Here is a 24,587-nt window from a genome sequence, read left to right as displayed (position 1 = left end):
CGAAGGGGCGACTGGAGAGTACCACGCTAGCAGTACGATACAGTCCAGTCCAGCGGGGAGACGTGGTATGACCGGGATGCGCTTGGCGCGCGGCGGCGTGGCGGCGATCGGGCTTCTGGCCCTGGCCGCCGGCCTGAGCGGCTGCAAGGAGACCCATTCCGCCGCCGCCCCGCCGGAAGCGGAGGCGCGGCCGGTCCGCGTCGCCACCGTGGCGCTGGAACCGGCGACCGACAGCGTCCGCTACCCGGCCGTCATCCGCCCGCGCGTCGAGGCCGACGTCGGCTTCCGCGTCGGCGGCAAGGTGATCGCCCGGCTGGTCGAGGTGGGAGCCCGCGTCGAGCCCGGCATGGCGCTGGCGAAGCTCGACCCCACCGACCTGCAATTGCAGATCAAGGCGTCGCAGGCGCAGCTCGCCTCCGCCCAGTCCGACGCCGCCAACGCCCGCAACGACTTCGCCCGCTACTCCAGCCTGCGCCAGGGCGAATGGACGACCCGCCAGGAGTACGACCGCCGCAAGACCGCGCTCGACAAGGCCGAGGCCCGCGTCCGCGAGGTCGAGGCGCAGCTCCGCGTGCTGACCAACTCGATGCAGTACGCCACGCTGGTCGCCGACGAGGCCGGGGTCGTCACCGCCGCGCTGGTCGAGCCGGGGCAGGTGGTGGCGCAGGGCCAGACCGCGCTGCGCGTCGCGCGGCTGGGCGCCGTCGAGGCCGTCGCCAACATCCCGGAGCAGCAGCTCGGCGACCTGCCCAAGCGCCGCCTGTCGGTGGAGCTGTGGTCGCAGCCCGGCAGCGCCGTCCCCGGAACCTTGCGCGAGCTGTCGCCCAGCGCCGACCCCGGCACCCGCACCTATCAGGCGAAGATCACGCTCGACAATCCGCCGCCCGGACTCCAGCTCGGCATGACCGCGACGGTCACGGCGGCGCTGGACCATGGCGGGCTGGTCGCGCGGCTGCCGATCAGCGCGCTGACCCAGCGCGAGCAGAAGCCGGCCGTCTGGGTGCTCTCGCAGGCGGCGGGCTCCCAGGCGGGCTCCCAGGGCGATGCGCATGCGGCCGGCACGCTGGAGCTGCGGCCGGTCGCCGTCGCCGCCTACGCCGGCGACCTCGCCATCGTCGCCGGCGGGCTGAAGGACGGCGAGCGCGTCGTCACCGCCGGAGTCCACAAGCTCGACGCCGGCCAGAAGGTCCGCGTCTGGACGGAGCCGGCGCGATGAACCACCAGCGGGGCAACCTGTCGGCCTGGGCGCTGTCGCACCGCACGCTCGTGCTGTTCATGATGCTGGCCAGCGTGCTGGCCGGCGCGCTCGCCTACAAGAACCTCGGCCGCGCCGAGGATCCCTCCTTCACCTTCAAGGTGATGATCGTCCAGACCCAGTGGCCGGGCGCCACCGCCCGCGAGGTCGAGCAGTTCGTCACCGACCGCATCGAGAAGAAGCTGGAGGAGGTGCCCTACTACGACGTCTCGCGCAGCTACTCCAAGCCCGGCGAGTCGGTGGTCTTCGTCCAGCTCAAGGACTACACCCCGCCGAAGATGGTGCCCGACCTGTGGTACCAGGTGCGCAAGAAGGTCGGCGACATCCGCGCCACCCTGCCCGACGGGGTGATCGGGCCCTTCTTCAACGACGAGTTCGGCGACGTCTATTCCGCCATCTACGCCTTCAGCGGCGCCGACTTCACGCCGGCCCAGCTCAAGAAGGTCGCCGAGCAGACCCGCGCCCGCCTGCTGAAGCTGCCCGGCGTCGAGAAGGTCGAGCTGATCGCCCCGCAGGAGGAACGCGTCTACGTCGAGATCTCCAGCCAGCGGCTCGCCAGCTTCGGCCTGCCGGTGGAATCGGTGATCCAGGCGCTCCAGCGCGAGAACGCCATCGCGGCGGCGGGCGACGTCGACACCGGGTCGCAGCGCGTCTATGTCCGCGTCGATCTCGGGCTCGACACCGCCGGCGCGGTGCGCGCCATCCCGGTCGAGGTCAACGGCCGCATGCTGACCATCGGCGACGTCGCCGAGGTCAAGCGCGGCTACGTCGAGCCGCGCCGCTACACCCTGCGCCACAACGGCCAGGACGCCATCGGGCTGGGCGTGGTGATGGCCAAGGGCGGCAACGTGCTGCAACTGGGCGAGAAGCTCCACGCCGCCATGGAGAAGGCGCGGGCCGAGATGCCGGTCGGGCTGGAGGTGGCGCAGATCGCCGACCAGTCGCAGGTCGTGGAGCATTCGGTCGGCGAGTTCATGGAATCGCTGGCCGAGGCGCTGGCCATCGTCATCCTGGTCAGCCTCGTCAGCCTGGGCTGGCGCACCGGCATCGTCGTGGCGCTGGCGGTGCCGCTGGTGCTGGCGATGACGCTGGTGGCGATGCAGATCCTGCACATCGATTTGCAGCGCATCTCGCTGGGCGCGCTGATCATCGCGCTCGGGCTGCTGGTGGACGACGCCATCATCGCGGTGGAGATGATGGTGGTGAAGATGGAGCAGGGCTGGGACCGGCTGCGCGCCGGCGCCTTCGCCTACACCTCCACCGCCTTCCCGATGCTGAGCGGCACGGTGGTGACGGCGGCCGGTTTCGTGCCGGTCGGTTTCGCCGCCTCGGCGGCCGGCGAATACACCAACTCGATCTTCTGGGTGGTGGCGCTGTCGCTGATGCTGTCCTGGGTCGTCGCGGTGATCTTCACCCCCTATCTCGGCTACCTGCTGCTGCCCAAGCCCAAGCATGTGGTGGCCGAGGGGCACGAGCTGGAAATCTACGACACGCGCGGTTACCGCGTCCTGCGCCGGCTGATCACGGCCTGCGTGCGGGCGCGCTGGCTGACCATCGGCGCCACCGTGGCCGCCTTCGCCGCCGCGCTGGTCGGTTTCGGCCATGTCCAGCAGCAATTCTTTCCCAGCGCCAGCCGCCCGGAGCTGCTGATCGACATCCGGCTCGCCGAGGGCTCCTCCTTCGAGGCGACCTCGGCCGAGGTCAAGAAGCTGGAATCGGTGCTCGCCAAGGATCCCGACGTCGATTACTGGGTGGCCTACACCGGCGGCGGCTCGCCGCGCTTCTACCTGCCGCTCGACCAGCAGTTGCAAACCGCCAACTTCGCCCAGTTCATGGTGATGACCAAGGGGCTGAAGGAGCGCGAGACCTTCATGCAGCGCCTGGAGCCGACGCTGGAGGCCGACTACCCGGCCGCCCGCATGCGCATCGGCCGGCTGGAGAACGGCCCGCCGGTCGGCTACCCGGTGCAGTTCCGCGTCACCGGCGACGACCCGGCGACGATCCGCCGGATCGCCTACCAGGTGCGCGACACCATGCGCGCCCACCCCAACACCGCCAACGTCCATCTGGATTGGGACGAGCTGTCCAAGCGCGTCCGGCTGGAGGTCGACACCGCCAAGGCCCGCGCGCTCGGCGTGAGCAAGCAGGATCTCTCCAACGCCCTGCAACTGCTGCTGAACGGCATGGCCGTCACCCAGTACCGCGAGGGCACGGAGCTGATCGGCGTCCTGCTGCGCACCACGCCCGACGAGCGGATGGACCTGTCGCGGCTGGGCGAGCTGAACGTCCGCACTGCCAAGGGCACCGCCGTGCCGCTGAGCCAGATCGCCAGCGTCCGCTACGAGCTGGAGGAGCCGGTGCTGTGGCGCCGGGCGCGCGAGACGACGATGACGATCAAGGCCGACGTCACCGGCGGGCTCCAGGCCCCCGTGGTCAGCACGCAGTTGAACGCGACGCTGGACACGCTGCGCGCCAGCCTGCCCGACGGCTACGCCATCGCCATGGGCGGCGCCATCGAGGAGAGCGCCAAGGGCCAGGATTCGATCAACGCCATGATGCCGGTGATGCTGCTGATCATGGTCACCACGCTGATGCTGCAATTGCAGAGCTTCTCGCGGGTGTTCCTGGTGCTGCTGACGGCACCGCTCGGGCTGATCGGGGTCACGGCGTCGCTGCTGCTGTTCAACCTGCCCTTCGGCTTCGTGGCGATGCTCGGCGTCATCGCGCTGGCCGGGATCATCATGCGCAACTCGGTCATCCTGGTCGACCAGATCGAGCAGGACATCCGCTCCGGCCGTTCGCGCTGGGACAGCATCGTCGAGGCGACGGTGCGCCGCGCGCGGCCCATCGCGCTGACGGCGGCGGCGGCGATCCTCGCGATGATCCCGCTGACCCAGAGCGTCTTCTGGGGCCCGATGGCGGTCGCCATCATGGGCGGTCTGGCCGGGGCCACGGTGCTGACGATCTTCTTCCTGCCGGCGCTCTACGCCGCCTGGTTCCGCGTGCCGCGCCCGCAGGCGGAAGAGGCGGAGGACGAACGGGATGGGATGGGCCACGCCCTGCCCAGCGGGGCGATGGGGGACTGAGAGGGGTATAGCTGCTGAAAGAGTCCTTCTCCCTGAGGGAGAAGGACTTTTTTACCTGGTCTCGTCTCACTTCGCCTTCAGGAAAGCCTCGACGTTCAGCAGGACCAGTTCGTTGTCGTCCGCCGCGTTGGGCTCGCGGCTGCTGGAGAAGGGCAGGTTGTTGTCGTTGCCGACGACGATGCGCTGGCCGTCCACCACATCGACGTTCTCGATGGTGAAGAAGGGGAAGGTCAGGACGCCGTCGTTCAGCGGCTTGCGCGCCTTCCTGTTGGGGTCGGCGATGCGCATCAGGTCGATGTAGCCGATCTTGCGCAGCGGGCCGCCGGCGTTGGCGTCGGTCAGTTCCACCTTGTAGACGCGCTTGAACTGGGCGACGCTGGAGAAGCAGTTCATCGTCGGCTGGCCCTGGGCGCAGGCCTTGTCGGCGGTGCCCTCGCCGTTGTCGCGCTCGATGATCAGGCCGGTGGTGGCGTCGATCATGTTGAAGTCGCCGATGGCGTTGCCGTTCTTCTCGAGCACATACTGCCAGGAACGGCCGGTCCAGGACTCCTTGGCGACATCGAACTCCAGGACGCGCAGATACTCCTTGCCGTCGGCGGTCTTCTCGAACGCCTTGCCGTCGGCGTTCCACACCGGGCCTTCCAGCAGCGGGTAGAGGAACTTGCCGTCCGGCGAGGAGGCCATGCCCTCGAAGCCCTTGGAGCGGCGGATCTGGAAGGCGACGCTGTCGGCCGGGCTGGCCGGGGTGGTCACCGCCGGGTGATCGGGCGAGCGCACCACCTTGCCGTCGACCTGGGTCTCGTACACCGCCTGGACGCGGCCCTTCAGGTCGGCCTTGACCAGGAAGGGGCCGAACTCGTCACCGATCCACAGGGAATCGCCGACGATCTGGACGCTCTCGGTGTCGAAGTCCGACCCGGTCAGATAGCGCGTCCCGGTCCCCTCCTGGACGATGCGGAAGGGCACCTTCCTGTCGGGGTCGTGCAGGAAGACCGTCTCCTTGCGGTCGAAGGCGCCGGTCGCGAAATCGACCGTGTAGCGGTTCAGATACAGCATGCTGTCGGGCGAGTTCGCCTTGGAGCCGAAGCCGTTGTCGGTCAGGATCCAGAAGCTGCCGTCGGCCATCCGCTTGATGCCCGAATGGCCCTGGAGCGGTTGGCCGGCGAAGGGAAGCGAGACGCCGGTCGGGCGGTCGGCCGACTTGCCCTCCACGGTGCCGAGCGCCTCGACGCGGCGGCCGTTGGTGAACTTGCCGGAGACCTTCAGGTCGGCCGGGGCGTCGGCCGGGGCCTCGACGAAGCTCTTGGCTGGCAGGAGTGCATGGCCTTCGAGCGTGGCCGGGAATTCGATGGGGGCGGAGGTTTGCGCGGCGGCGACGGCGGGGGCCAGGGACAGGGCGATCAGGGCCGCTCCCATGAGGGAGACGTTGCGGACCATGACGAAAGCTCCACGAAGGGTTGGGGGCAGGGGGACGGGGTGGGGAAAGGCCCCCTTATCCCCTCGGCGTGTGTCGGCGGCGTGGTGGTTTCGCTATGGATTTGTGAAGCTTGAGCGGCGGCGGAATCGGCGTGGGCAAGCGTCGCCATCGCGGCGGCGGCGGTGTATGTAAGGGCTCATCCCAACCGCGGGCGCCCCGGCGAGACACCCGCACCCCATCCGCACCCCTCAGGGAGCCCCTCGCATGTTCACCGCCAAGATCCTCCTCCTCGGTTCCGGCGAGCTCGGCAAGGAGTTCGTCATCGCCGCCAAGCGGCTCGGCTGCGAGGTCGTCGCCTGCGACAGCTACGCCAACGCCCCGGCCATGCAGGTGGCCGACGCGGCGGAGGTCTTCCCGATGCTCGACGCCGACGCGCTGCGCGCCGCCATCGCCAGGCACGCGCCCGACTTCATCGTCCCGGAGGTCGAGGCGATCCGCACCGAGGTGCTGCACGAGTTCGAGGAGGCCGGGACGACCGTCGTTCCCTCGGCCCGCGCCACCACCATGACGATGAACCGCGACCGCATCCGCGAGGTGGCGGCGACCGAACTCGGCCTGCGCACCTCCAGGTACCGCTACGCCGAGAGCCTGGAGGAGGTGCGGGCGGGTGCGGCCCACACCGGGCTGCCCTGCGTCATCAAGCCGGTGATGTCCTCGTCGGGCAAGGGCCAGAGCACCGTCCGCACGGAGGCGGAGCTGGAGGCGGCCTGGGACTACGCGGTCGCCAACATGCGCGGCGACCGCCGCAAGGTCATCGTCGAGGAGTTCGTCGCCTTCGAGTACGAAATCACCCTGCTGACCGTGCGCACCCGCGAGGGCGTGCTGTTCTGCGAGCCGATCGGCCACCGGCAGGAGCGCGGCGACTACCAGGAATCCTGGCAGCCGGTCGCCATGCCCCAGCGGCTGCTCGACGACGCCAAGGCAATGGCGACGCGGGTGGTCGACAATCTCGGCGGCTACGGCATCTTCGGCGTCGAGTTCTTCGTCACCGCCGACGAGGTGGTCTTCTCCGAACTGTCGCCGCGCCCGCACGACACCGGCATGGTGACGCTGATCTCGCAGAACCTGTCGGAGTTCGACCTGCACGCCCGCGCCATCCTCGGTCTGCCGATCCCGCGCGTCGCCGTGCATGCCCCGGCGGCCTCCGCCGTGATTCTCGCCGACCGCGAGGCCGAGCGCTTCGCCATCGGGGGGCTGGCCGAGGCGCTGCGGGTCGGGACGGACGGGCACGACGCCGACGTCCGCCTGTTCGGCAAGCCGACGACGCGCAGGAACCGCCGCATGGGCGTGGCGCTGGCGCTCGGCACCTCGACCGACGACGCCCGCGAGCGCGCGCGCCGCGCTGCCGACGCGGTCACCATCCGCTATTCCTGAAGTTGATTCTCCTGCCCGGCCGGTGCGGGCAGGAGATCATGCACGGAAGTGAAGAACAACCCTCGTCGATTTCGTCATATCGTTGTTTTCCTCTTTGATTTCGAAGGGTCTGGTTTACGCGGAATGCCGGCCGGTGTATGGGAAGGATGGCTGGCCGCCGGACGCAACTGGACGAAAGACAACGGGCCTTGTTCGCTTCCCGCATGGTTCGCCGTCCGGTCCGTCCGCTGGCTCTGGCCGCCGTCCTGGTCGGTCTGGCCTGGCCGGGCGTGGCCGCCGCGGCGACCAGCGGCGGCGTGCTGTTCGTCTCTTCCTTCAGCCCGACCGTCCGCTGGACGGAGGCGATGCTCGCCACCGTCAACGCCGAACTGGCGGGGCGCGACCGGCCAATCAACCTCTATGCCGAGTTCCTCGACCGCTCGCGGCTGCCCGACCAGCCCGATGCGGCGGAATGGGCGGCCTTCCTCGCCAGCAAGTACCGCGACGTCCGGCCCGGCGCCATCATCGCCGATGGGGCGCCCGCCATCACGCTGATGGCCGATCTCGGCCCGCGCCTGTTCGGCGGCGCGCCACTGATCGGCATCTTCCCCGATTTCAACGACCTGCCGGAGGCGGCCGCCCGGGCCACGACGATGCGGGTGACGACCGGGCCGCATGTCGACCGCACCGTCGATATGGCTCTCGATCAGTGGCCCGAGGCGAGCCGGCTGGTCATCGTGTCGGACGACAGCGGCCCTTCCCACCATCTGGCGGGGATCATCCGCGCCGCCGTGGCGCAGCGGGCCGCGCGCCAGCCTGACCGGGGGCCTGACCGGGGGCCCGGCCGGGCGATCGAGGTCCGGCATCTTCACGATCACCGGATCGAGGATCTGGAAAGCGCGCTGGCCGCACTGCCGTCCGACAGCGTCGTCCTCTACACACACCTGTCGGTGGACGCCCTCGACCGGCATTTCCAGCCCGAGCAGGCCGCCGCCCGCATGGCCAAGGCGTCGGCGGTGCCGGTCTATGCCCTGTTCGAGCCCGACATCGGCAGCGGGGTCGTCGGCGGGGCGGTCAACGACCCGCGCGCCGCCGGCCGGCTGGCCATCCAGGCCGCCCTGGAACTGCTCGATGGAACCTGGCGCCCGCCGGCGGCGGACGAAGCGCCCTATTCCTCCGGCCCGATGGTCGACTGGCGGGCGCTGGAGCGTTGGGGCATCCGTGAAACGGCGCTGCCGCCCGGCACGGAGATCCGCCACCGTCCGCCCTCGCTGTTCGAGGCGCATTTCGCCGAGGCGTTGGCCGGGCTGGTCTTCATCGGCATGCTCAGCGCGGCGCTGGCCCTGATCTCCGTGCTGTTCGTGCAGCGCGGGCGGCTCGCCAGAGCCTTGCGGGACGCCAACAGCCGGTTGGAGGAGCGGGTCGCCGCCCGCACCCGCGACATCGAACGCGCCCTGACCGGCGAGCGGGAGGCGCGCCAGCGCCTGCGCACCTTCCTCGACATGGCGACGCATGAGTTCAAGACCCCGCTGGCGGTCATCGACAGCGCGGCCCAGATGCTGGAGATGCTGGTCGACACGGCGAAGGAGGGGGTCGGTCGGCGCCTGACCCTGATCCGCAGTTCGGCAAGGCGCGTCAGCGATCTGGTCGAGACCTGCCTCGCCGGGGAGCGTATCGACGAGGAGCTTCCCGTCCGCTTCGCCCCCTTCGACCCGGCGGCGCTGATCGGGCGGGTGGCCGAGCGGCAGCGCGGCCACGGCGCCATCGTCCGGGTCGCCGACAGCGCCGGCTTGCCGGCGCTCTGGACGGCGGACGCGGATCTGCTCGGCATCGCGCTGGACGCGCTGCTCGACAACGCGCGCCGCTACGGCGGGGAAGGGGAGGCGATCGGGCTGGAGGCGGGACGCGACGGCGGGGCCCTGGTCTTCGCGGTCGCCGATCGCGGGCCGGGCATCCCCGAGGAGGAGCGCGAGCGCGTCTTCGAGAAATATTACCGCGGCTCCGCCACCCGCGACAAACCCGGCACCGGCATCGGGCTCAATCTGGTGAGGACCATCGCCGAACTGCACGGCGGCAGCGTGTTTCACCGTCCACGCGACGGTGGCGGCAGCCTGTTCATCCTCGTCCTGCCCCCGGCCGACGCCGTGCCCCCGGAGCGAAGGGCGGGCCGACCGTCGGGGGCGTGACACTGGACAACGGGCCGATCCGGCCCCGGCTCAGCGCGTGTCCGCGGGGATGCCGGCCTGGAGGTCCGCGTCATAGGCGGCGATGACGCGCCGGATCGTCTCCGCGGTCTCGGGCCGGCGGTCGAGGCAGCGGGAGACCGGACCGGCCACCACGACCGACAGCCGGCGGTCGCCGATCCGCAACGGCAGCGACACGCCGGCGAGGTCGGGGATGTATTCCGAACAGCTCTGGTGGTAGCCGCGCTCCTGCGCCTGGCGCAGTTCGCCCTCGATGGCCTGCGCGTCCACCGGGGTCGTGTCCGAATAGAGCTGGAACGAGAATTTGCGGTAGATGGCCCGCCGTTCCTCCGGAGAGAGCTGGGCGAGGATCGCCCGGCCCACCGAGCTGGCGTAGGCCGGCACCCGGTCCCCCACCTCGGCGTGGTAGCGGACCGAATGGTTCGACTTCACCACATGCATGAACATCGCGAATTCGCCGCTGAGCGCGGCGATCGCCGTCGTCTCCCCGGTTTCGCGGGCGATGTCGGCGACCAGCCGGTGCGCCGCCTCCGGAAGCGGTTCGGCGTCCGACACGCGCTGCACCAGATTGAGCCAGCGCGGGGTCGGGTAATAGCCCGCCCGCGGGCGCGGCTCGTACAGATACCCCTTCTCGACGATGGTGCCGACGAGGTTGAAGGTGCTCGACCGTGGCCACCCCAGATCGTCCGAGATTTCGGCGAGCGTGGCGGGGCGCAGGCGCTGTGAGAAATATTCCAGCAAATCCAGGACGTTGGCAGCCTGCTTCACACTCATGGGTCGCATTGTCCGGTCAGTGGCACGCCTTGTTTTTGTACCCGAGCGCGGGCCGTCGACGCAAGCCGAATGCGGCGATAAATTCCTTTACAGGATTTTTAAATTCACATACAAGAATTGCATGCTGACGAAGCAATCGGGATCGCCCCATATTCCAGCGTTTGCCGTCCGCGTGAAACCACCGGAACCAACATCATAAATAGGGAGGACAACCATGTCGTCACTTCGGCGTGGAACCGCGATGGCCCTGGCTCTCTCCGCCGTCCTGGGCGCCAGCCCCGCCGCCATGGCGCAGGTGCCGGTCAAGCTCGGCGTGCTGGCGGACATGTCCGGCATCTTCTCCGACATCGGCGGCAAGGGCGCCATGGAAGCGACCCTGATGGCGGTGGAGGATTTCCGCAAGCTGCCGGGCGCCGACGCCCTCAAGATCGACGTGGTGTCCGCCGACGCGCTGAACAAGCCGGACATCTCCAGCGGCATCGCCCGCCAATGGTTCGATTCCGAGGGGGTCGACGCGTTGGTCGACCTGCCGACCAGCGCCGTGTCGCTCGCCGTGGCGCCGCTGGTGAAGGAGAAGAACAAGGTCGCGCTGTTCACCGCGTCGGGCACCTCGGAACTCACCGGCAAGGCCTGCACGCCGAACTCCGTGCACTGGACCTACGACACCTGGGCGCTCGCCCACGGCACCGCCGACGCCATCGTCAAGGGCGGCGGGAAGTCCTGGTATTTCCTGACCGTCGATTTCGCGCTCGGCCATTCGCTGGAGCGCGACGCGACCTCGGTCATCAACGCCAGCGGCGGCAAGGTCGCCGGTTCCGTCCGCCACCCGACCCACACCAAGGACTTCTCCTCCTACCTGCTCCAGGCGCAGGCGTCGAAGGCGCAGGTCGTGGCGCTGGCCAACGCCGGCGGCGACACCATCACCGCCATCAAGCAGGCGTCGGAGTTCGGCATGGTCGAGAGCGGCCAGACGCTGGCCGGCATGCTGCTGTTCATCTCCGACATCCATTCGCTGGGGCTGGAGACGGCGCAGGGGCTGCAACTGACCACCGGCTTCTACTGGGACCAGAACGAGAAGACCCGCGCCTTCGGCAAGCGCTTCGCCGAGCGCATGAACGGCCGCTACCCGACGATGAACCAGGCCGGCGCCTATTCGGCCTCGCTCGCCTATCTGAAGGCGGTGGCGAAGGTCGGCTCGGCGAAGGACGGGGCCGCCGTGGTCAAGGCGATGCGCGAGGCCGGGCCCTTCGAGGATCCGCTGTTCGGCACGACCCAGCTCCGCGAGGACGGCCGGGTGACGCACCCGATGATGCTGGTCCAGGTGAAGAAGCCGGCGGAATCCAAGGGACCGTGGGATTACTACAAGGTGCTCGCCACCGTCCCCGCCGACCAGGCCTTCCGCCCGCTGAAGGACAGCGAGTGCCCGCTGGTCGGGAAGTAGGCCGGTCCGGCCTCCCCGAAAGCGTCATGCCCGTGCTTGGCACGGGCATCCACAGGCAAGCCCGAGGTTTCCGCGTGGATGACCGGGACAAGCCCGGTCATGACGGAAGGGCCTGCGCGCCAACCGTTTCCGCGCAGGTTCCGACAGGCCTCCGCACGCCCGCTCCCAACGACACACCATAAAAACCGAGAGGGACGCATGGACAGCATCGCCCGCTACGAGCATCTCTACATCGGCGGCGCCTGGGTCGCGCCGGAGGACGGGGGGCTCATGGAGAGCGTCGACCCGTCGGTCGGCCGTCCCTGGGCCGTCGTGGCCTATGGCGGCAAGCGCGACGTCGACAAGGCGGTCGCCGCCGCCCGCGCCGCGCTGGACGGCCCCTGGGGCCGCATGCCCGGCCACGAGCGCGCCGCCCTGATCCGCCGCTTCGCCGACCTCTACAAGGAGCACGCCCGCGCGCTGGCCGTGCTGGAAACCCGCGATTCCGGCCGGGCCCTGCGCGAATCCCTGGCCGACATCTCGGGCCATTCCAACGCCTACCATTGGTGGGCGTCGCTGGCCGACAAGAACGCCGGCCGCACCATTCCCTTCGACGACAGCGTCCACGCCTTCACGTCCCGCGTGCCGGTCGGCGTCGTCGGCGCCATCACGCCGTGGAACGTGCCGCTGATGGCCGCCCTGTGGAAGCTCGGCCCGGCGCTCGCCGCCGGCTGCACCGTGGTCCTCAAGCCGGCCGAGCACACCCCGGTCACCTCGCTGGAGCTGGCCAAGCTGTTCGACGAGGCCGGCTTCCCGCCCGGAGTCCTCAACGTCGTGCCGGGCTACGGCAAGGACGGAGCGGGCGAGCATCTCGTCGCCCATCCCGGAATCGACAAGATCGCCTTCACCGGCGAGGGCACCACCGCCAAGTCGATCCTGCGCGCCGGCGCCGAGACGATGAAGCGCTTCACCTTCGAGCTGGGCGGCAAGTCCCCCCACATCCTGTTCGCCGACGCCGACCTGGAGCAGGCGCTCAACGCCGCGACCAACTCCGCCTGGACGCTGTGCGGGCAGAGCTGCGCGCTGGGATCGCGCGTGCTGGTGCAGCGCCCCGTCTACGACCGCGTCGTCGAGGCGTTCGTCGAGCGCGCCGGCCGCGTGCGGGTCGGGCTGCCGCTCGACGAGGCGACCCACATGGGGCCGCAGGCGCACGAGGAGCAGCTCGCCAAGACGCTGTCCTACATCGACATCGGCCGGAACGAGGGCGCCGAGCTGGTGACCGGCGGCCGCCGTCTGACCGGGCCGGACCACGCCGCCGGCTATTTCGTCGAACCGACCGTCTTCGCCAACGTCTCCAACGACATGCGGATCGCGCGCGAGGAGATCTTCGGCCCGGTCGCCTCGCTGATCCCGTTCGACGACGAGGACGAGGCGGTGGCGCTCGCCAACGACACCGCCTACGGCCTGACCGCCGGGCTGTGGACCGGCGACGTCGGCCGCGCCCACCGGGTGTCGAGCCGCATCCGCGCCGGCATGGTCTGGGTCAACACCTACCGCTTCATCCGCTGGTCGACCCCCTACGGCGGCTTCAAGGCGAGCGGCTGGGGCCGCGAGAACGGGATCGAGGCGCTCGATTCCTACCTGGAGACGCGCACCACGGTGATCAGCACCACCGGCCGCTTCCCCGACGCCTACGCCCGCTGACCCTTCAAATTCAAAACAGAGAGTTCCGATCATGCGTCTTGCCAACAAGCTCGTCGTGGTGACGGCCGCCGCCTCCGGAATGGGCCGGGCGGGCGTCGAGCTGTTCCTGAAGGAAGGCGCCCGCGTGGCGGCCATCGACATCAACGCCGACGCGCTGGCCGGCCTGAAGGCCGACATGCAGGCCCTTGGCCACGAGGTCGCAACCATCCAGGCCGACCTGTCCCGCCCCGAGGCGATGCGCGGCTCGATCAACGAGGCGGCCGACCGGCTCGGCGGCGTCGACGTGCTGTGGGCGCACGCCGGCATCCCCGGCCCCGGCGGCGTCGAGAATCTCGACCTCGCCGCCTACGACCAGGCGATCGCGCTGAACATCACCTCGGCCACGCTGGCGGCCGGCGAGGTCATCGGCCACATGCGCAAGCGCGGCGGCGGTTCGCTGGTGTTCACGTCCTCGGTGTCGGGCCTTGTCGGCTCGATGTTCAGCCCGGTCTATTCGGCCGCGAAGTTCGCGGTGGTCGGGCTGACCAAGTCGCTGGCCCAGCGCTTCGCCGCCGACGGGGTGCGGGTGAACGTGGTGTGTCCGGGGCTGGCCGACACGCCGATGAAGCTCGGCTTCACCGGCCGTTCCGGCATCGCCGCCGAGGCCGCCGCCAACCAGGAGCGCATGCTCGCTGCCGTGCCGATGGGCCGCCTGTGCAAGGCCGAGGAGGTCGCCCACGCGGTGCTGTGGCTGGCGTCGGACGACGCGTCCTTCGTCACCGGCGTGGCGCTGCCGGTGGACGGCGGCTTCACGGCGCGCTGAAGGGAGGGGGGCGTGTCTTCGCCCCCTCGCCCCCGCCTTCCCGATACCCAGGACGGAGACCACGCCATGGCCGGGCCGCTCGACGGCATCACGGTGATCGACCTCAGCACCGTGATCGCCGGACCCTACGCCAGCCAGATGCTCGGCGATTTCGGCGCGCGGGTGATCAAGATCGAGCCGCCCGGCGGCGACATCATGCGCGCCCCCGGCCCCGCCCGCTCGCCCGGCATGGGCGCCGCCTTCCTCAACTGCAACCGCAACAAGGAGAGCCGCGTCCTCGACCTCAAGGACGCCGGCCAGCGGGCGGAGCTCCTCGACCTGCTCGACGGGGCGGACGTGCTGCTCCACAACATGCGGGCGTCGGCGATCGGGCGGCTCGGGCTCGGCTACGAGGCGCTGCGCGGGCGGTTCCCCCGGCTGGTCTATTGCGCGATCGTCGGCTACGGCCAGGACGGCCCCTACCGCGACCGGCCGGCCTACGACGACGTCATCCAGGCGGAGGCCGGCTGGGCGGAACTCTACGCCCGCACCGGCGGCGAGCCGCGCTACGCCCCGACCATCGTCGCCGACAAGACCACCGGCCTGCACGCGGTGGCGGCGATCAACGCGGCGCTGCTGGCCCGTTCGGTCTCCGGCGCCGGTCAGGCCGTCGAGGTGCCGATGTTCGAGGTGATGGCCTCCTTCCTCGCCGTCGAGCATCTCGCCGGACGCACCTTCCGGCCGCCGCTGGGGGACAGCGGCTACAGCCGCGTCCTGTCGGCGCACCGGCGGCCCTACCGGACGCGGGACGGCCATGTCTGCGTGATGCCCTACACGGCGACCCACTGGCGGGCCTTCTTCACGGCGGCGGGGCGGGAGGACTGGGCGGCGGACGCGGCGCTCGGATCGGACTCCGCGCGGGCGGCGATGATCGGCGCGCTGTACGAGCGGCTCGCCGGCTGCCTGCCGGCGGAAACCACCGGCCACTGGCTGGCGCTGCTGCGCCGTCTCGACATCCCCTGCGCGCCGGTCAACTCCATCGAGGATCTGATGGAGGACGAGCACCTGAGGGCCGTCGGCTTCTTCCAGGAGGTCGAGCACCCGAGCGAGGGCGCCGTGGTGAACGCCCGCGCGCCGGTCCGCTTCTCCGGGCCCCCCTGCGCTCCGGCCCGCCCGGCGCCGCCGCTCGAACGCTGAGCCTACAGGCGGTCGGCGGCGAAGGTGTCGCACTGCCGCAGTTCGCCGCCTTGCAGGCCGGTGCGGAACCAGCGGACCCGCTGCTCGGAGCTGCCGTGGGTGAAGCTGTCGGGCGAGACGGTGCCGCGCGCCTGCCGTTGCAGCCGGTCGTCGCCGATGGCGCTGGCGGCGGTCAGCGCCTCCTCGACGTCGCCGGGCTCCAGGATGCGGCGGTCGCGGTTGGCGTGGTTGGCCCACAGCCCGGCGAAGCAGTCGGCCTGCAACTCCAGCCGGACCGAGAGCGCGTTCGCCTCCCGGCGGTCGCCGGAGCGCCGCTGCGCCGCCTCCACCTTGTCGGAGATGCCGAGCAGGTTCTGCACATGGTGGCCGACCTCGTGGGCGATGACGTAGGCCTGGGCGAAGTCGCCGGGTGCCTGGAAACGGTCGCGCAGCTCCCGGTAGAAGCCGAGGTCGATGTAGACCTTGCGGTCGGCCGGGCAATAGAAGGGGCCCATCGCCGCCTGGGCGCTGCCGCAGCCGGAGGCGACGGCGCCGGTGAACAGCACCAGCGTCGGATCCTGGTACTGCCGGCCCATCTGCTGGAACAGCCCGCGCCAGGTGTCTTCCGTGTCGGCCAGCACGACGGAGACGAAGCGGCCCAATTCGTCGTCGGGCGCGCTGCCGGGCGGGGCGTTGCGGACGTCGGCCGTCCGCGTTTCCGGCTCGCCGCCGTTCAGCAGGACCGTCGGATCGACGCCGAGGAACAGCGACACGACGACGAGCACCAGCACCCCGCCGACCCCGAGTCCGCCCACCCCGATGGGGAGACCGCCGCCCCCGCCGAATCCGCCGCGCCGGTCCTCGACATTCCCGCTCTCCCGTCCGCCTTGCCAGCGCATGACCGTGCCTCCGCCGCGTGTTCGTGCAGACGAAACCCGGCCGGCGGGCCGGCGTTCCACGCCCCACCCGTTTGAACCCCCGCCTTCCTTGCGCCGCCGTTCGGCCGTCGCAGCCAGAACGTTGACGGTGCCTGGGCTTCCCGGCAATTTCCCCGGCCAGCGCGCCTCGATCCCCACGGCGCGGCATCCTACAGCCCCGAACAGGACCTCCATGGCAGATTTCTTCCCGCGCTGGCCGCTTGCGGCCGGCCCCGTCGTCCAGCCGGACGAACGCCTTCCCTGGGGCTCGACGGCCACGCTCGGCGTCCAGCATCTCGTCGCCATGTCCGGCTCGACCATCCTCGGGCCGCTGCTGATGGGGTTCGATCCGAATCTGGCGATCCTGTTCTCCGGCATCGGCACGCTGATCTTCCTCGTGCTGACCGCCGGGCGGGTGCCGAGCTATCTCGGCTCCTCCTTCTCCTTCATCGCCGTGGTCATCGCGGTGACGGGGTACGGCGGCCAGGGGCCCAACCCGAACATCGGGCCGGCGCTGGGCGGCATCATCGCGGCCGGCGTGCTCTATGTCCTGATCGGCCTGCTGGTGACCTGGACCAGCACCGGCTGGATCGAGCGTCTGATGCCGCCCGCCGTGACCGGGGCGGTGGGGGCCGCGATCGGCCTCAACCTCTCGCCGGTCGCCGTCAAGGGCATCGAGGGGACCGGCCCCCACACCCTCGTGGCCCTGTTCACGCTGGCCGCCACCGCCCTTGTCGCGGTCTACGCGCCGCTCGCCATCCGGCGGCTGTCGATCCTGACCGGCATCGCGTCCGGCTACGTCTTCTACCTTGTCCTGGCGAACGGATTCGGCCTGCTGCCGCCGGTGAGCTTCGCGGAGCTTGCCGCCGCCCCATGGTTCGGCATGCCGGCCTTCCGCACGCCGACCTTCGACGCCGGGGCGATGGCGCTCGTCGCTCCCATCGCCTTCATCCTGGTCGCCGAGAATCTCGGCCACATCAAGGCAATCGGCGCGATGACCGGGCGCAACCTGGACCGCTTCATCGGCCGCGGCTTCATCGGCGACGGCATCGCCACCATCGTCTCGGGCAGCGGCGGCGGCACCGGCGTCACGACCTATGTCGAGAACATGGGCGTGATGGCGGTGACGCGCGTCTTCTCGACGCTGATCTTCGTCGTCGCCGCCGTCGCGGCGATCCTGCTCGGCTTCTCGCCGAAGTTCGGCGCCCTGCTGCGGACCATCCCGGCGCCGGTGCTGGGCGGGCTGGCGACCGTCGTCTTCGGCCTGATCGCCGCGGCGATGGTGCGGCTGTGGGTCGACAACCGGGTCGACTTCTCCGACCCGCGCAACCTGATCACGGTCGGCGTGACACTGGTGCTCGGCGCCGGCGACTTCACCATCTCCGCCAGCGGCTTCTCCATCGGCGGGATCGGCACCGCGACCATCGCGGCGCTCGGCCTCTACCAGCTTCTCGGGATCGGGCGCCCGCGCGAGGTGCCGCATGTGGACGCCCAGGCGGCGTCCACCACGCTCCACTGACGCGCACGCCCCGCTGGCCGGCCCGGTCCGGGCCGGCGTCTCAGCGCGCGGAGCGGCGGCAGTCGGCCAGGATGTTGCCGACCGTCACCCGCTCCCGCTCGTCCATCGCCAGCTCCCAGCGCGCCTTCACGGCGATCCAGTCGGCGACGTACAGGCAGATGCCGTCGCGCTTGGGCGGCAGCCAGTCCTCCGGCCCCTTGGAGCCCTTGGCCCGGTTGGCCTCGCGGCTGGAGGCCAGCAGGGTCAGCGGGTCGGTCAGGTCGTTGGCGTAGGCCGTCCGCCGCTCGCGGGGCCAGCCATAGCCGCCGCTGGCGTAGGCCTCCTCCAGCGGCACCCGGTGGTCGATGTCGACCTGTCCCGGATCGGTGAAGCGCTCGCCGGTGTAGGGGTCGAGCCAATCGCCCGACAGCACCGAGCAGCCGTTCCGCGACAGGGTGGCCGGGCGGCGGGAATCGCGGATCAGCACCTGCTCGCGGGCGTTCAGGCAACCACGGTCGGGGGCGATCCAGTGCGGCCATTCCTCCCGGACATAGCCGCGCCGCCGCTCCTCCTCGACCCGGATGCCGTCGAGCAGCGCCTGCGTCCGGTCGAAGTCGATGCGGTCGGACGAGCGCGCCACGACCGGCGGCGGAGCCGGCGTGTGCCCCCGGCCGCCGCGCGGCTTCTTCTCCTCCTGACCGAGCAGGCTTTCCAGCGTCCCGGCGGGCAGCAGGTGCAGCCGCTCCGCCAGGGCCAGCGTGGCCAGGATCGCCAGCACGGTGAACAGACCGCGCAGCGTCAGCGACCGCCCCCGGCGCGGCATCCCACCCGACTTGTTCCATCGCACCGCCATGCGCCGTCCCGTCCTTTTGCATATCGGGCGATGTTATGACGCCCGGACGGCCGAAGCACAAACTCTCTGGGACAGGATCCCTAAGGTTTCGTGCGTTTAATAAGAAACGCACGAAACCTCAGCCTTTTGATGACGAGCGGATTCACGCTCCAATCCGATTCCGGTTTTCCGCGATCCGCTCTAGGGCATCCGGCCGGTCAGGGTGGCGCTCAGCCCCTGGAGCAGACCGACCTGGCAGACCGTGTCGAAGGTCGCCCGCATCAGAGACGGGTCGCCGATCGACACCCGGATGTCGCCGGCCCGTGCCGGGCTGTGTCGGCGCGGCACGCGGGCACCGCACAACTCCTGCAACACCTCCAGCAGCATGACCAGCGAGGTCGCCCGCCCGGTGCACAAATTGTAGACCGGAGCGCCCAGGCCGCGCCGCTCCATCGCCAGCGCCAGGATGCGCACCACGTCGCCGACGAAGACGAAGTCGCGCACCTGCTGGCCGTCGCCGTGGATCTCGATCTCCTCGCCGCGCGCCACCCGGCGGGCGAAGATCGAGATCACCCCGGAATAGGGCGACAGCGGATCCTGGCGCGGGCCGTAGACGTTGAAGAAGCGGAAGCCCACCGTCGGCACGCCCTGGATGGTCCAGGCGATCTTCGCGTGCATCTCGCAGCCCAGCTTGTCCACCCCGTAGGCCGACAGCGGGCGGGGCAGCTCGTCCTCGTTCAGCGGGGTGGCCGGGTTGTTGCCGTAGACGGCGGCCGACGATGCGTAGACCACCGGCACCGGCCCGCCGTTCCGGGCGTCGCGTGCCGCCTCGAACACGGTGACGGTGCCGAGCAGGTTGGTGCGGTGGGTTTCCGCCCACAGCTCGCGCGAGCGTTGCACCGAGGCGACGGCGGCGAGGTGGAAGATGCCGTCAACCCCCTCGGCGGCGTGGCGCACCGCGTCGGGGTCGGCCACGTCGCCGACGACCAGCCGGGCGGCGGCGGGCTTGTTCTCCAGCCGGCCGCTGGACAGGTTGTCGAGGATCGTCACCCGGTGCCCGTCGGCGAGCAGCCGGTCGGCCAGATGCGACCCGATGAAGCCGCAGCCGCCGGTGATGAGGTGATGCGCCATGGTTTCCGCCTTCCGTGGATGCCTGACTCATGGTCGGCATGCGGACCGCTCAGGACCAGAGCATCTTCGGGGTGAGCCGGCGGCCCAGCCGGGACAGCGGGCGCGCCGTTCGGGCACCCCTTTCGACGAATCGGCCGGGCCGCCCCGTGTGACGGATTTCGGACAGGCGTTGCCGCTGGTTCAACAGGCTTATCCACGGTTTTGTCCACCGTTCTGTGGATAAAATCGGTCAAGCGCGGCGCTGTCGCGGGCGCGGCTGACCATGCGCCGTTGCCCGCGCGCCGCCGCCCTTGCGCGTGGACAGCGGGCGGCCTGCCGGTTAGCATCCCCTGCATGACCGATCATCCATTGAACACCAAGGGCTTGCAGTGCCCCCTGCCGGTCTTGCGCGCGCGCAAGATGATGAAGGCCATCGCCGTCGGCGACACGCTGACCGTCGAGGCCACGGACCCCGGAGCGCTGAAGGATTTTCCCGCCTTCTGCGAGGCCACCGGCCATCGCCTGCGGTCGAGCGGCGAGGAGGGCGGGGTCTACCGTTTCGTCATCGAACGGATGGCCTGAAGGACGGTCCGCGGGACGGTTCGGAGGGACCCTGCATACGTGAAGATGCGGATGGTTGGCTGTGACGAATCGTCCTGGAATCGGCCTGTACTTTGGGGGGCGATCCGGGAAGAATGGTCGGTGGAAACGTCCCGACCGTCCCGAACGCCAACAAAAAACGACCGAAACCGCCATGTTCACCACGCTGTTCACCCACGCGGCCTGCCTGGACCACGACACGGGCCTGGGGCATCCGGAATGCGCCGACCGCCTGCGCGCCGTGCTCGCCGCGCTGGAGACCGAAGAGTTCCACATGCTCGAACGGCAGGAGGCGCCGCGCGCCACGGTCGAACAGCTTCTGCGCGCCCACCCGCAGGCCCACATCGACCGGGTGATGGCGTCGATCCCCGCCGCCGAGCACGCCGGCATCGACGGCGACACCGTGGTTTCGCCCGGCTCGGGGGAGGCGGCCCTGCGCGCCGCGGGCGCGGTGGTGGCGGCGGTGGATTCGGTGGCGACCGGCCAGTCGCGCAACGCCTTCTGCGCCGTGCGCCCGCCGGGGCACCACGCCGAGCGGGAGAAGGCGATGGGCTTCTGCCTGTTCAACAACGCCGCGGTCGGCGCCTACCACGCGCGCGCCGCCCACGGGCTGCAACGGGTCGCGGTGATGGATTTCGACGTCCACCACGGCAACGGCACCCAGGACATCTTCCAGTTCGACGCGGACATGCTCTACTGCTCGACCCACCAGTCGCCGCTCTACCCCGGCACCGGCGACGCGGGCGAGAAGGGCGAGTACGGCAACTGCGTGAACGCGCCGCTGCCGGCCATGGCGGGATCGCCGGAGTTCCGCCACGCGATGACCCACACGGTCCTGCCGGCGATCGACCATTTCAAACCGGACCTGCTGATCATCTCCGCCGGCTTCGACGCCCATTCGCGCGATCCGATGGCGGCGCTGCACCTGATCGACGACGATTTCGTCTGGGCCACCCGCAAGCTGGGCGAGTTGGCCCGCACCCATTGCGGCGCCCGCATCGTCTCGGTGCTGGAGGGCGGCTACAACCTGCGCGCCCTCGCCTCGGCCAGCGCCGCCCATGTGCGCGAGCTGATGTATTGCTGAGGGGAAGGGGGGAGGGGTCCCGCCGGCCCTTCCTGACCGCATAGACCGCAAGGGCAAGGCGTCCACCCGCCACGGCCCTTGCACACGGCGAGGGGCGGGCCTAACTTCGCGAACGAAGGTCCACCACGGTTTCGCCCCATGCCCCCCTCCGCCGTCCCGTCCGCCACCGCTCCCATTCCGCCCGACATCGCCGCCCTCAGCTTCGAGGATGCCCTGGCCGAGCTGGAGCGGATCGTCCGCCAGCTCGAAGAGGGGCGCGGCAAGCTGGACGACGCGATCTCCTCCTACGAGCGCGGCACCGCCCTGAAGCGCCATTGCGAGGCCAAGCTGCGCGAGGCGCAGGCCAAGATCGACCGCATCACCGTAAGCGCCGACGGTTCCATCGGCAGCGAACCCGCCCGGATCGACTGACGTGCAGACAACATCGAAGGCCGCCCTGAAGGCGGCGATGAGCGAGATCGCCCGCGCCGTGGAGGACACCATCGGCCGGCTGCTGCCCTCCACCGATCTGGCCGAGGCCCGGCTGTTCGACGCCATGCGCTACGGCAGCCTGAACGGCGGCAAGCGGCTGCGCCCCTTCCTGGTCATGCAGTCGTCGGCGCTGTTCGGGGTCAACCCCGACTGCGCCATCCGCGCCGCCGCGGCGGTCGAGATGGTCCACAGCTATTCGCTGGTCCACGACGACCTGCCGGCGATGGACGACGGCGAGCTGCGGCGCGGCCGCCCGACCTGCCACCGCCAGTTCGACGAGGCGACCGCCATCCTGGCCGGCGACGGGCTGCTCACCTTCGCCTTCGAGGTGCTGGCCGATCCCGCCACCCACGAGGATCCGAACATCCGCTGCCAGCTCGTCACCGCGCTGGCCAAGGCTGCGGGCGGCCACGGCATGGTCGGCGGCCAGATGCTCGACCTGATCGCCGAGCACGAGAGCTTCGACCTCGGCACCACCACCCGGCTCCAGCGCATGAAGACCGGCGAGATGATCGCCTTCTCCTGCGAGGCCGGCGGCATCCTCGGCAAGGCCAACCCGCCGCAGCGCACGGCGCTGCGCGCCTACGCCCACGACCTCGGCCTCGCCTTCCAGATCGTCGACGACCTGCTCGACGTCGAGGGCACGGCGGAGGAGACCGGCAAGACGGTCGGGCGCGACGCCCAGGCCGGCAAGGCCACCTTCGTGTCCATCCTCGGCCGCGAGCGCGCCCGCGCCCAGGCCGAGATGCTGGCCGCCCAGGCCGCCGCGCACTTGGACATCTTCGAGGGGCGTGCCGACATGCTGAAGGCCGTCGCCGATTTCGTCGTCGACCGGCGCGCCTGAGCCGAAAGGACCGTGAACTCGTGACCGCCACCAAGACCCCGCTGCTCGACCTCTGCCCGACGCCCGCCAAGCTGAGGGGCCTCAAGCCCGAACAGCTCCGCCAGTTCGCCGACGAGCTGCGCACCGAGACCGTGGACGCCGTGTCGGTGACCGGCGGCCATCTCGGCGCCGGGCTGGGGGTGGTCGAGCTGACGGTGGCGCTGCATTACGTGTTCAACACGCCCTACGACCGGCTGATCTGGGACGTCGGGCACCAGTGCTACCCGCACAAGATCCTGACCGGCCGGCGCGACCGCATCCGCACGCTCCGCATGGGCGGCGGCCTCAGCGGCTTCACCAAGCGGTCGGAGAGCGAGTACGACCCGTTCGGCGCCGGCCACAGCTCGACCTCCATCTCCGCCGGGCTCGGCATGGCGGTGGCGAGCCGGCTGAAGGGCGAGCGCCGCAACGTCGTCGCGGTGATCGGCGACGGCGCGATGAGCGCCGGCATGGCCTACGAGGCGATGAACAACGCCGCCCCGACCAAGTCGCGGCTGGTGGTGGTGCTGAACGACAACGACATGTCGATCGCCCCGCCGGTCGGCGCCATGAGCGCCTACCTGTCGCGTCTGATCTCCTCCAAGCCCTATCTCAGCCTGCGCCACCTCGCCAAGGAGATCGCCGACCAACTGCCGCGCCCGCTGCGCACCGCCGCCCGCCGGGCGGAGGAGTACGCGCGCGGCATGGTCACCGGCGGCACCCTGTTCGAGGAGCTGGGCTTCTACTACATCGGGCCGATCGACGGGCACAACCTCGACCATCTGCTGCCGGTGTTGCAGAACGTGCGCGACGCCGACGACGACAAGCCGGTGCTGATCCACGTCGTCACCAAGAAGGGCAAGGGCTACGCCCCGGCGGAGGCCTCGGCCGACAAGCTGCACGCGGTCGCCAAGTTCGACGTGGTGACCGGCGCCCAGGCCAAGCCGAAATCCAACGCGCCGACCTACACCCGCGTCTTCGCCCAGTCCCTCATCACCGAGGCGGCGGCCGACCCGGCCATCGTCGCCATCAACGCGGCGATGCCGTCGGGCACCGGGCTGGATCTGTTCGCCGAGCGCTTTCCCGACCGCTGCTTCGACGTCGGCATCGCCGAACAGCACGCGGTGACCTTCGCCGCCGGCATGGCGACCGAGGGCTTCAAGCCCTTCTGCGCCATCTACTCGACCTTCCTCCAGCGCGCCTACGATCAGGTGATCCACGACGTGGTGCTGCAACACCTGCCGGTGCGCTTCGCGCTCGACCGCGCCGGGCTGGTCGGGGCCGACGGGGCGACCCACGCCGGCTCCTTCGACGTTGCCTTCCTCGGCTGCCTGCCCGACATCGTGCTGATGGCCGCGGCGGACGAGGTGGAACTGATGCACATGGTCGCCACCCAGGCCGCCATCGACGACCGCGCCTCGGCGCTGCGCTACCCGCGCGGCGAGGGGGTGGGGCTGGAGATGCCGGATCGCGGGTCCGTCCTGCCGCTCGGCAAGGGGCGCATCTTGCAGGAGGGCAGCAAGGTCGCCATCCTCAGCTACGGCGGCCGTCTCGCCGAGGCCCGCAAGGCGGCGGCCGAGCTGGGCGCCCGCGGCCTGTCGACCACGCTGGCCGACGCCCGCTTCGCCAAGCCGCTCGACGAGGATCTGGTCCGCCGCCTCGCGCTGGAGCACGAGGTGCTGATCACCATCGAGGAAGGGTCGGTCGGCGGCTTCGGCAGCTTCGTCCTGCAATTCCTGGCGACCTCCGGCCTGCTGGACGGCGGGCTGAAGATCCGGCCGTTGGTCCTACCCGATGTTTACCTCGACCATGATTCGCCGGCCAAACAGTATGAGACCGCCGGGTTGAGCGCGCGGCACATCGTCGCGACCGCGTTGCAGGCCCTCGGAATCGAAAGCGCCGCGGCGCGAGCATAACCGGCCCGTCCGCTCTCCCGATTTCTCGCATCGGCCCCCGCGTCCTCTCCGGACGCGGGGGTTTCCT

At 70.4% G+C, this 24,587-nt stretch carries 19 protein-coding genes; 14 read left to right on the top strand and 5 right to left on the bottom strand.

What is annotated here, in order from left to right; translation table 11 throughout:
* Positions 1 to 67 precede the first annotated feature (67 nt).
* Both JN22_RS30350 and JN22_RS30345 read left to right on the top strand, forming a co-directional pair.
* A complete protein-coding gene (locus tag JN22_RS30350; RefSeq protein ID WP_085557656.1) occupies positions 68 to 1,216 on the top strand; it encodes an efflux RND transporter periplasmic adaptor subunit in 1,149 nt (382 codons plus the stop codon).
* Positions 1,213 to 4,341: an efflux RND transporter permease subunit gene (locus tag JN22_RS30345; protein WP_085557655.1), complete on the top strand. Its 3,129-nt coding sequence runs from the start codon at positions 1,213 to 1,215 to the stop codon at positions 4,339 to 4,341. Before JN22_RS30350 ends, JN22_RS30345 begins: the two co-directional genes overlap by 4 nt.
* 66 nt (positions 4,342 to 4,407) lie before the next feature.
* Here the strand turns inward: JN22_RS30345 and JN22_RS30340 are convergent, their stop codons facing one another.
* Positions 4,408 to 5,778: an esterase-like activity of phytase family protein gene (locus JN22_RS30340; protein ID WP_085557654.1), complete on the bottom strand. Its 1,371-nt coding sequence runs from the start codon at positions 5,776 to 5,778 to the stop codon at positions 4,408 to 4,410.
* A gap of 244 nt (positions 5,779 to 6,022) precedes the next feature.
* On the opposite strand from JN22_RS30340, the gene purT reads away from it, so the two are divergent.
* Both purT and JN22_RS30330 read left to right on the top strand, forming a co-directional pair.
* The gene (gene purT / locus JN22_RS30335; protein ID WP_085557653.1) at positions 6,023 to 7,192 is read left to right on the top strand and encodes a formate-dependent phosphoribosylglycinamide formyltransferase; all 1,170 of its coding nucleotides are present in this window, start codon (positions 6,023 to 6,025) and stop codon (positions 7,190 to 7,192) included.
* 188 nt (positions 7,193 to 7,380) lie between these two features.
* The gene (locus JN22_RS30330) at positions 7,381 to 9,357 is read left to right on the top strand and encodes a sensor histidine kinase (protein ID WP_179166310.1); all 1,977 of its coding nucleotides are present in this window, start codon (positions 7,381 to 7,383) and stop codon (positions 9,355 to 9,357) included.
* A gap of 30 nt (positions 9,358 to 9,387) precedes the next feature.
* Here JN22_RS30330 and JN22_RS30325 read toward each other — a convergent pair whose 3' ends face one another.
* Positions 9,388 to 10,149, bottom strand: a complete 762-nt coding sequence (locus JN22_RS30325) for an IclR family transcriptional regulator (RefSeq protein WP_085557651.1) — start codon at positions 10,147 to 10,149, stop codon at positions 9,388 to 9,390.
* 214 nt (positions 10,150 to 10,363) lie between these two features.
* Here JN22_RS30325 and JN22_RS30320 point away from each other — a divergent pair, with 214 nt between their 5' ends.
* From JN22_RS30320 to JN22_RS30305, 4 genes are all read left to right on the top strand, one after another.
* Complete coding sequence (locus JN22_RS30320; protein ID WP_085557650.1) at positions 10,364 to 11,590, top strand: ABC transporter substrate-binding protein; 1,227 nt, start codon at positions 10,364 to 10,366, stop codon at positions 11,588 to 11,590.
* 198 nt (positions 11,591 to 11,788) lie between these two features.
* A complete protein-coding gene (locus JN22_RS30315) occupies positions 11,789 to 13,273 on the top strand; it encodes an aldehyde dehydrogenase (protein WP_085557649.1) in 1,485 nt (494 codons plus the stop codon).
* 31 nt (positions 13,274 to 13,304) lie between these two features.
* Positions 13,305 to 14,075, top strand: coding sequence for an SDR family NAD(P)-dependent oxidoreductase (locus tag JN22_RS30310; RefSeq protein WP_085557648.1), 771 nt, complete (start codon positions 13,305 to 13,307; stop codon positions 14,073 to 14,075).
* 66 nt (positions 14,076 to 14,141) lie between these two features.
* The gene (locus JN22_RS30305; protein ID WP_085557647.1) at positions 14,142 to 15,251 is read left to right on the top strand and encodes a CaiB/BaiF CoA transferase family protein; all 1,110 of its coding nucleotides are present in this window, start codon (positions 14,142 to 14,144) and stop codon (positions 15,249 to 15,251) included.
* Between the two features lie 2 nt (positions 15,252 to 15,253).
* Here the strand turns inward: JN22_RS30305 and ypfJ are convergent, their stop codons facing one another.
* A complete protein-coding gene (gene ypfJ / locus JN22_RS30300; protein WP_085557646.1) occupies positions 15,254 to 16,129 on the bottom strand; it encodes a KPN_02809 family neutral zinc metallopeptidase in 876 nt (291 codons plus the stop codon).
* Positions 16,130 to 16,340: 211 nt separating this feature from the next.
* Between ypfJ and JN22_RS30295 the strand changes: the two genes are divergently transcribed.
* Positions 16,341 to 17,666: a solute carrier family 23 protein gene (locus tag JN22_RS30295; RefSeq protein WP_085557645.1), complete on the top strand. Its 1,326-nt coding sequence runs from the start codon at positions 16,341 to 16,343 to the stop codon at positions 17,664 to 17,666.
* A 40-nt stretch (positions 17,667 to 17,706) separates the two neighbouring features.
* Here the strand turns inward: JN22_RS30295 and JN22_RS30290 are convergent, their stop codons facing one another.
* Together JN22_RS30290 and JN22_RS30285 are read right to left on the bottom strand one after the other, a co-directional pair.
* Complete coding sequence (locus tag JN22_RS30290) at positions 17,707 to 18,498, bottom strand: HNH endonuclease family protein (protein WP_223677984.1); 792 nt, start codon at positions 18,496 to 18,498, stop codon at positions 17,707 to 17,709.
* Between the two features lie 180 nt (positions 18,499 to 18,678).
* Complete coding sequence (locus tag JN22_RS30285) at positions 18,679 to 19,608, bottom strand: NAD-dependent epimerase/dehydratase family protein (RefSeq protein WP_085557643.1); 930 nt, start codon at positions 19,606 to 19,608, stop codon at positions 18,679 to 18,681.
* Between the two features lie 333 nt (positions 19,609 to 19,941).
* Between JN22_RS30285 and JN22_RS30280 the strand changes: the two genes are divergently transcribed.
* The 5 genes from JN22_RS30280 to dxs all read left to right on the top strand — a co-directional run bounded on the left by JN22_RS30280 (position 19,942) and on the right by dxs (position 24,520).
* Positions 19,942 to 20,169 (top strand): sulfurtransferase TusA family protein, encoded by a 228-nt coding sequence (locus JN22_RS30280; RefSeq protein ID WP_085557642.1) that lies wholly within the window; start codon positions 19,942 to 19,944, stop codon positions 20,167 to 20,169.
* Between the two features lie 172 nt (positions 20,170 to 20,341).
* On the top strand, positions 20,342 to 21,271 hold the full coding sequence (locus tag JN22_RS30275) for a histone deacetylase family protein (protein WP_085557641.1): 930 nt from the start codon (positions 20,342 to 20,344) through the stop codon (positions 21,269 to 21,271).
* A 138-nt stretch (positions 21,272 to 21,409) separates the two neighbouring features.
* Positions 21,410 to 21,682 carry an exodeoxyribonuclease VII small subunit gene (locus JN22_RS30270; protein WP_085557640.1) on the top strand — a complete coding sequence of 91 codons (273 nt, stop codon included), beginning with the start codon at positions 21,410 to 21,412 and terminating at the stop codon, positions 21,680 to 21,682.
* Between the two features lie 37 nt (positions 21,683 to 21,719).
* Positions 21,720 to 22,586: a polyprenyl synthetase family protein gene (locus JN22_RS30265; RefSeq protein WP_085558000.1), complete on the top strand. Its 867-nt coding sequence runs from the start codon at positions 21,720 to 21,722 to the stop codon at positions 22,584 to 22,586.
* Between the two features lie 20 nt (positions 22,587 to 22,606).
* Positions 22,607 to 24,520 (top strand): 1-deoxy-D-xylulose-5-phosphate synthase, encoded by a 1,914-nt coding sequence (gene dxs / locus JN22_RS30260; protein ID WP_085557639.1) that lies wholly within the window; start codon positions 22,607 to 22,609, stop codon positions 24,518 to 24,520.
* The last annotated feature ends 67 nt before the right edge of the window (positions 24,521 to 24,587 follow it).

This window comes from Azospirillum agricola (genome assembly GCF_020005195.1).
GTDB lineage: Bacteria > Pseudomonadota > Alphaproteobacteria > Azospirillales > Azospirillaceae > Azospirillum > Azospirillum agricola.
Note: the sequence above shows the minus strand (reverse complement) of the source record. Positions and strands in the feature narration are given on the sequence as shown.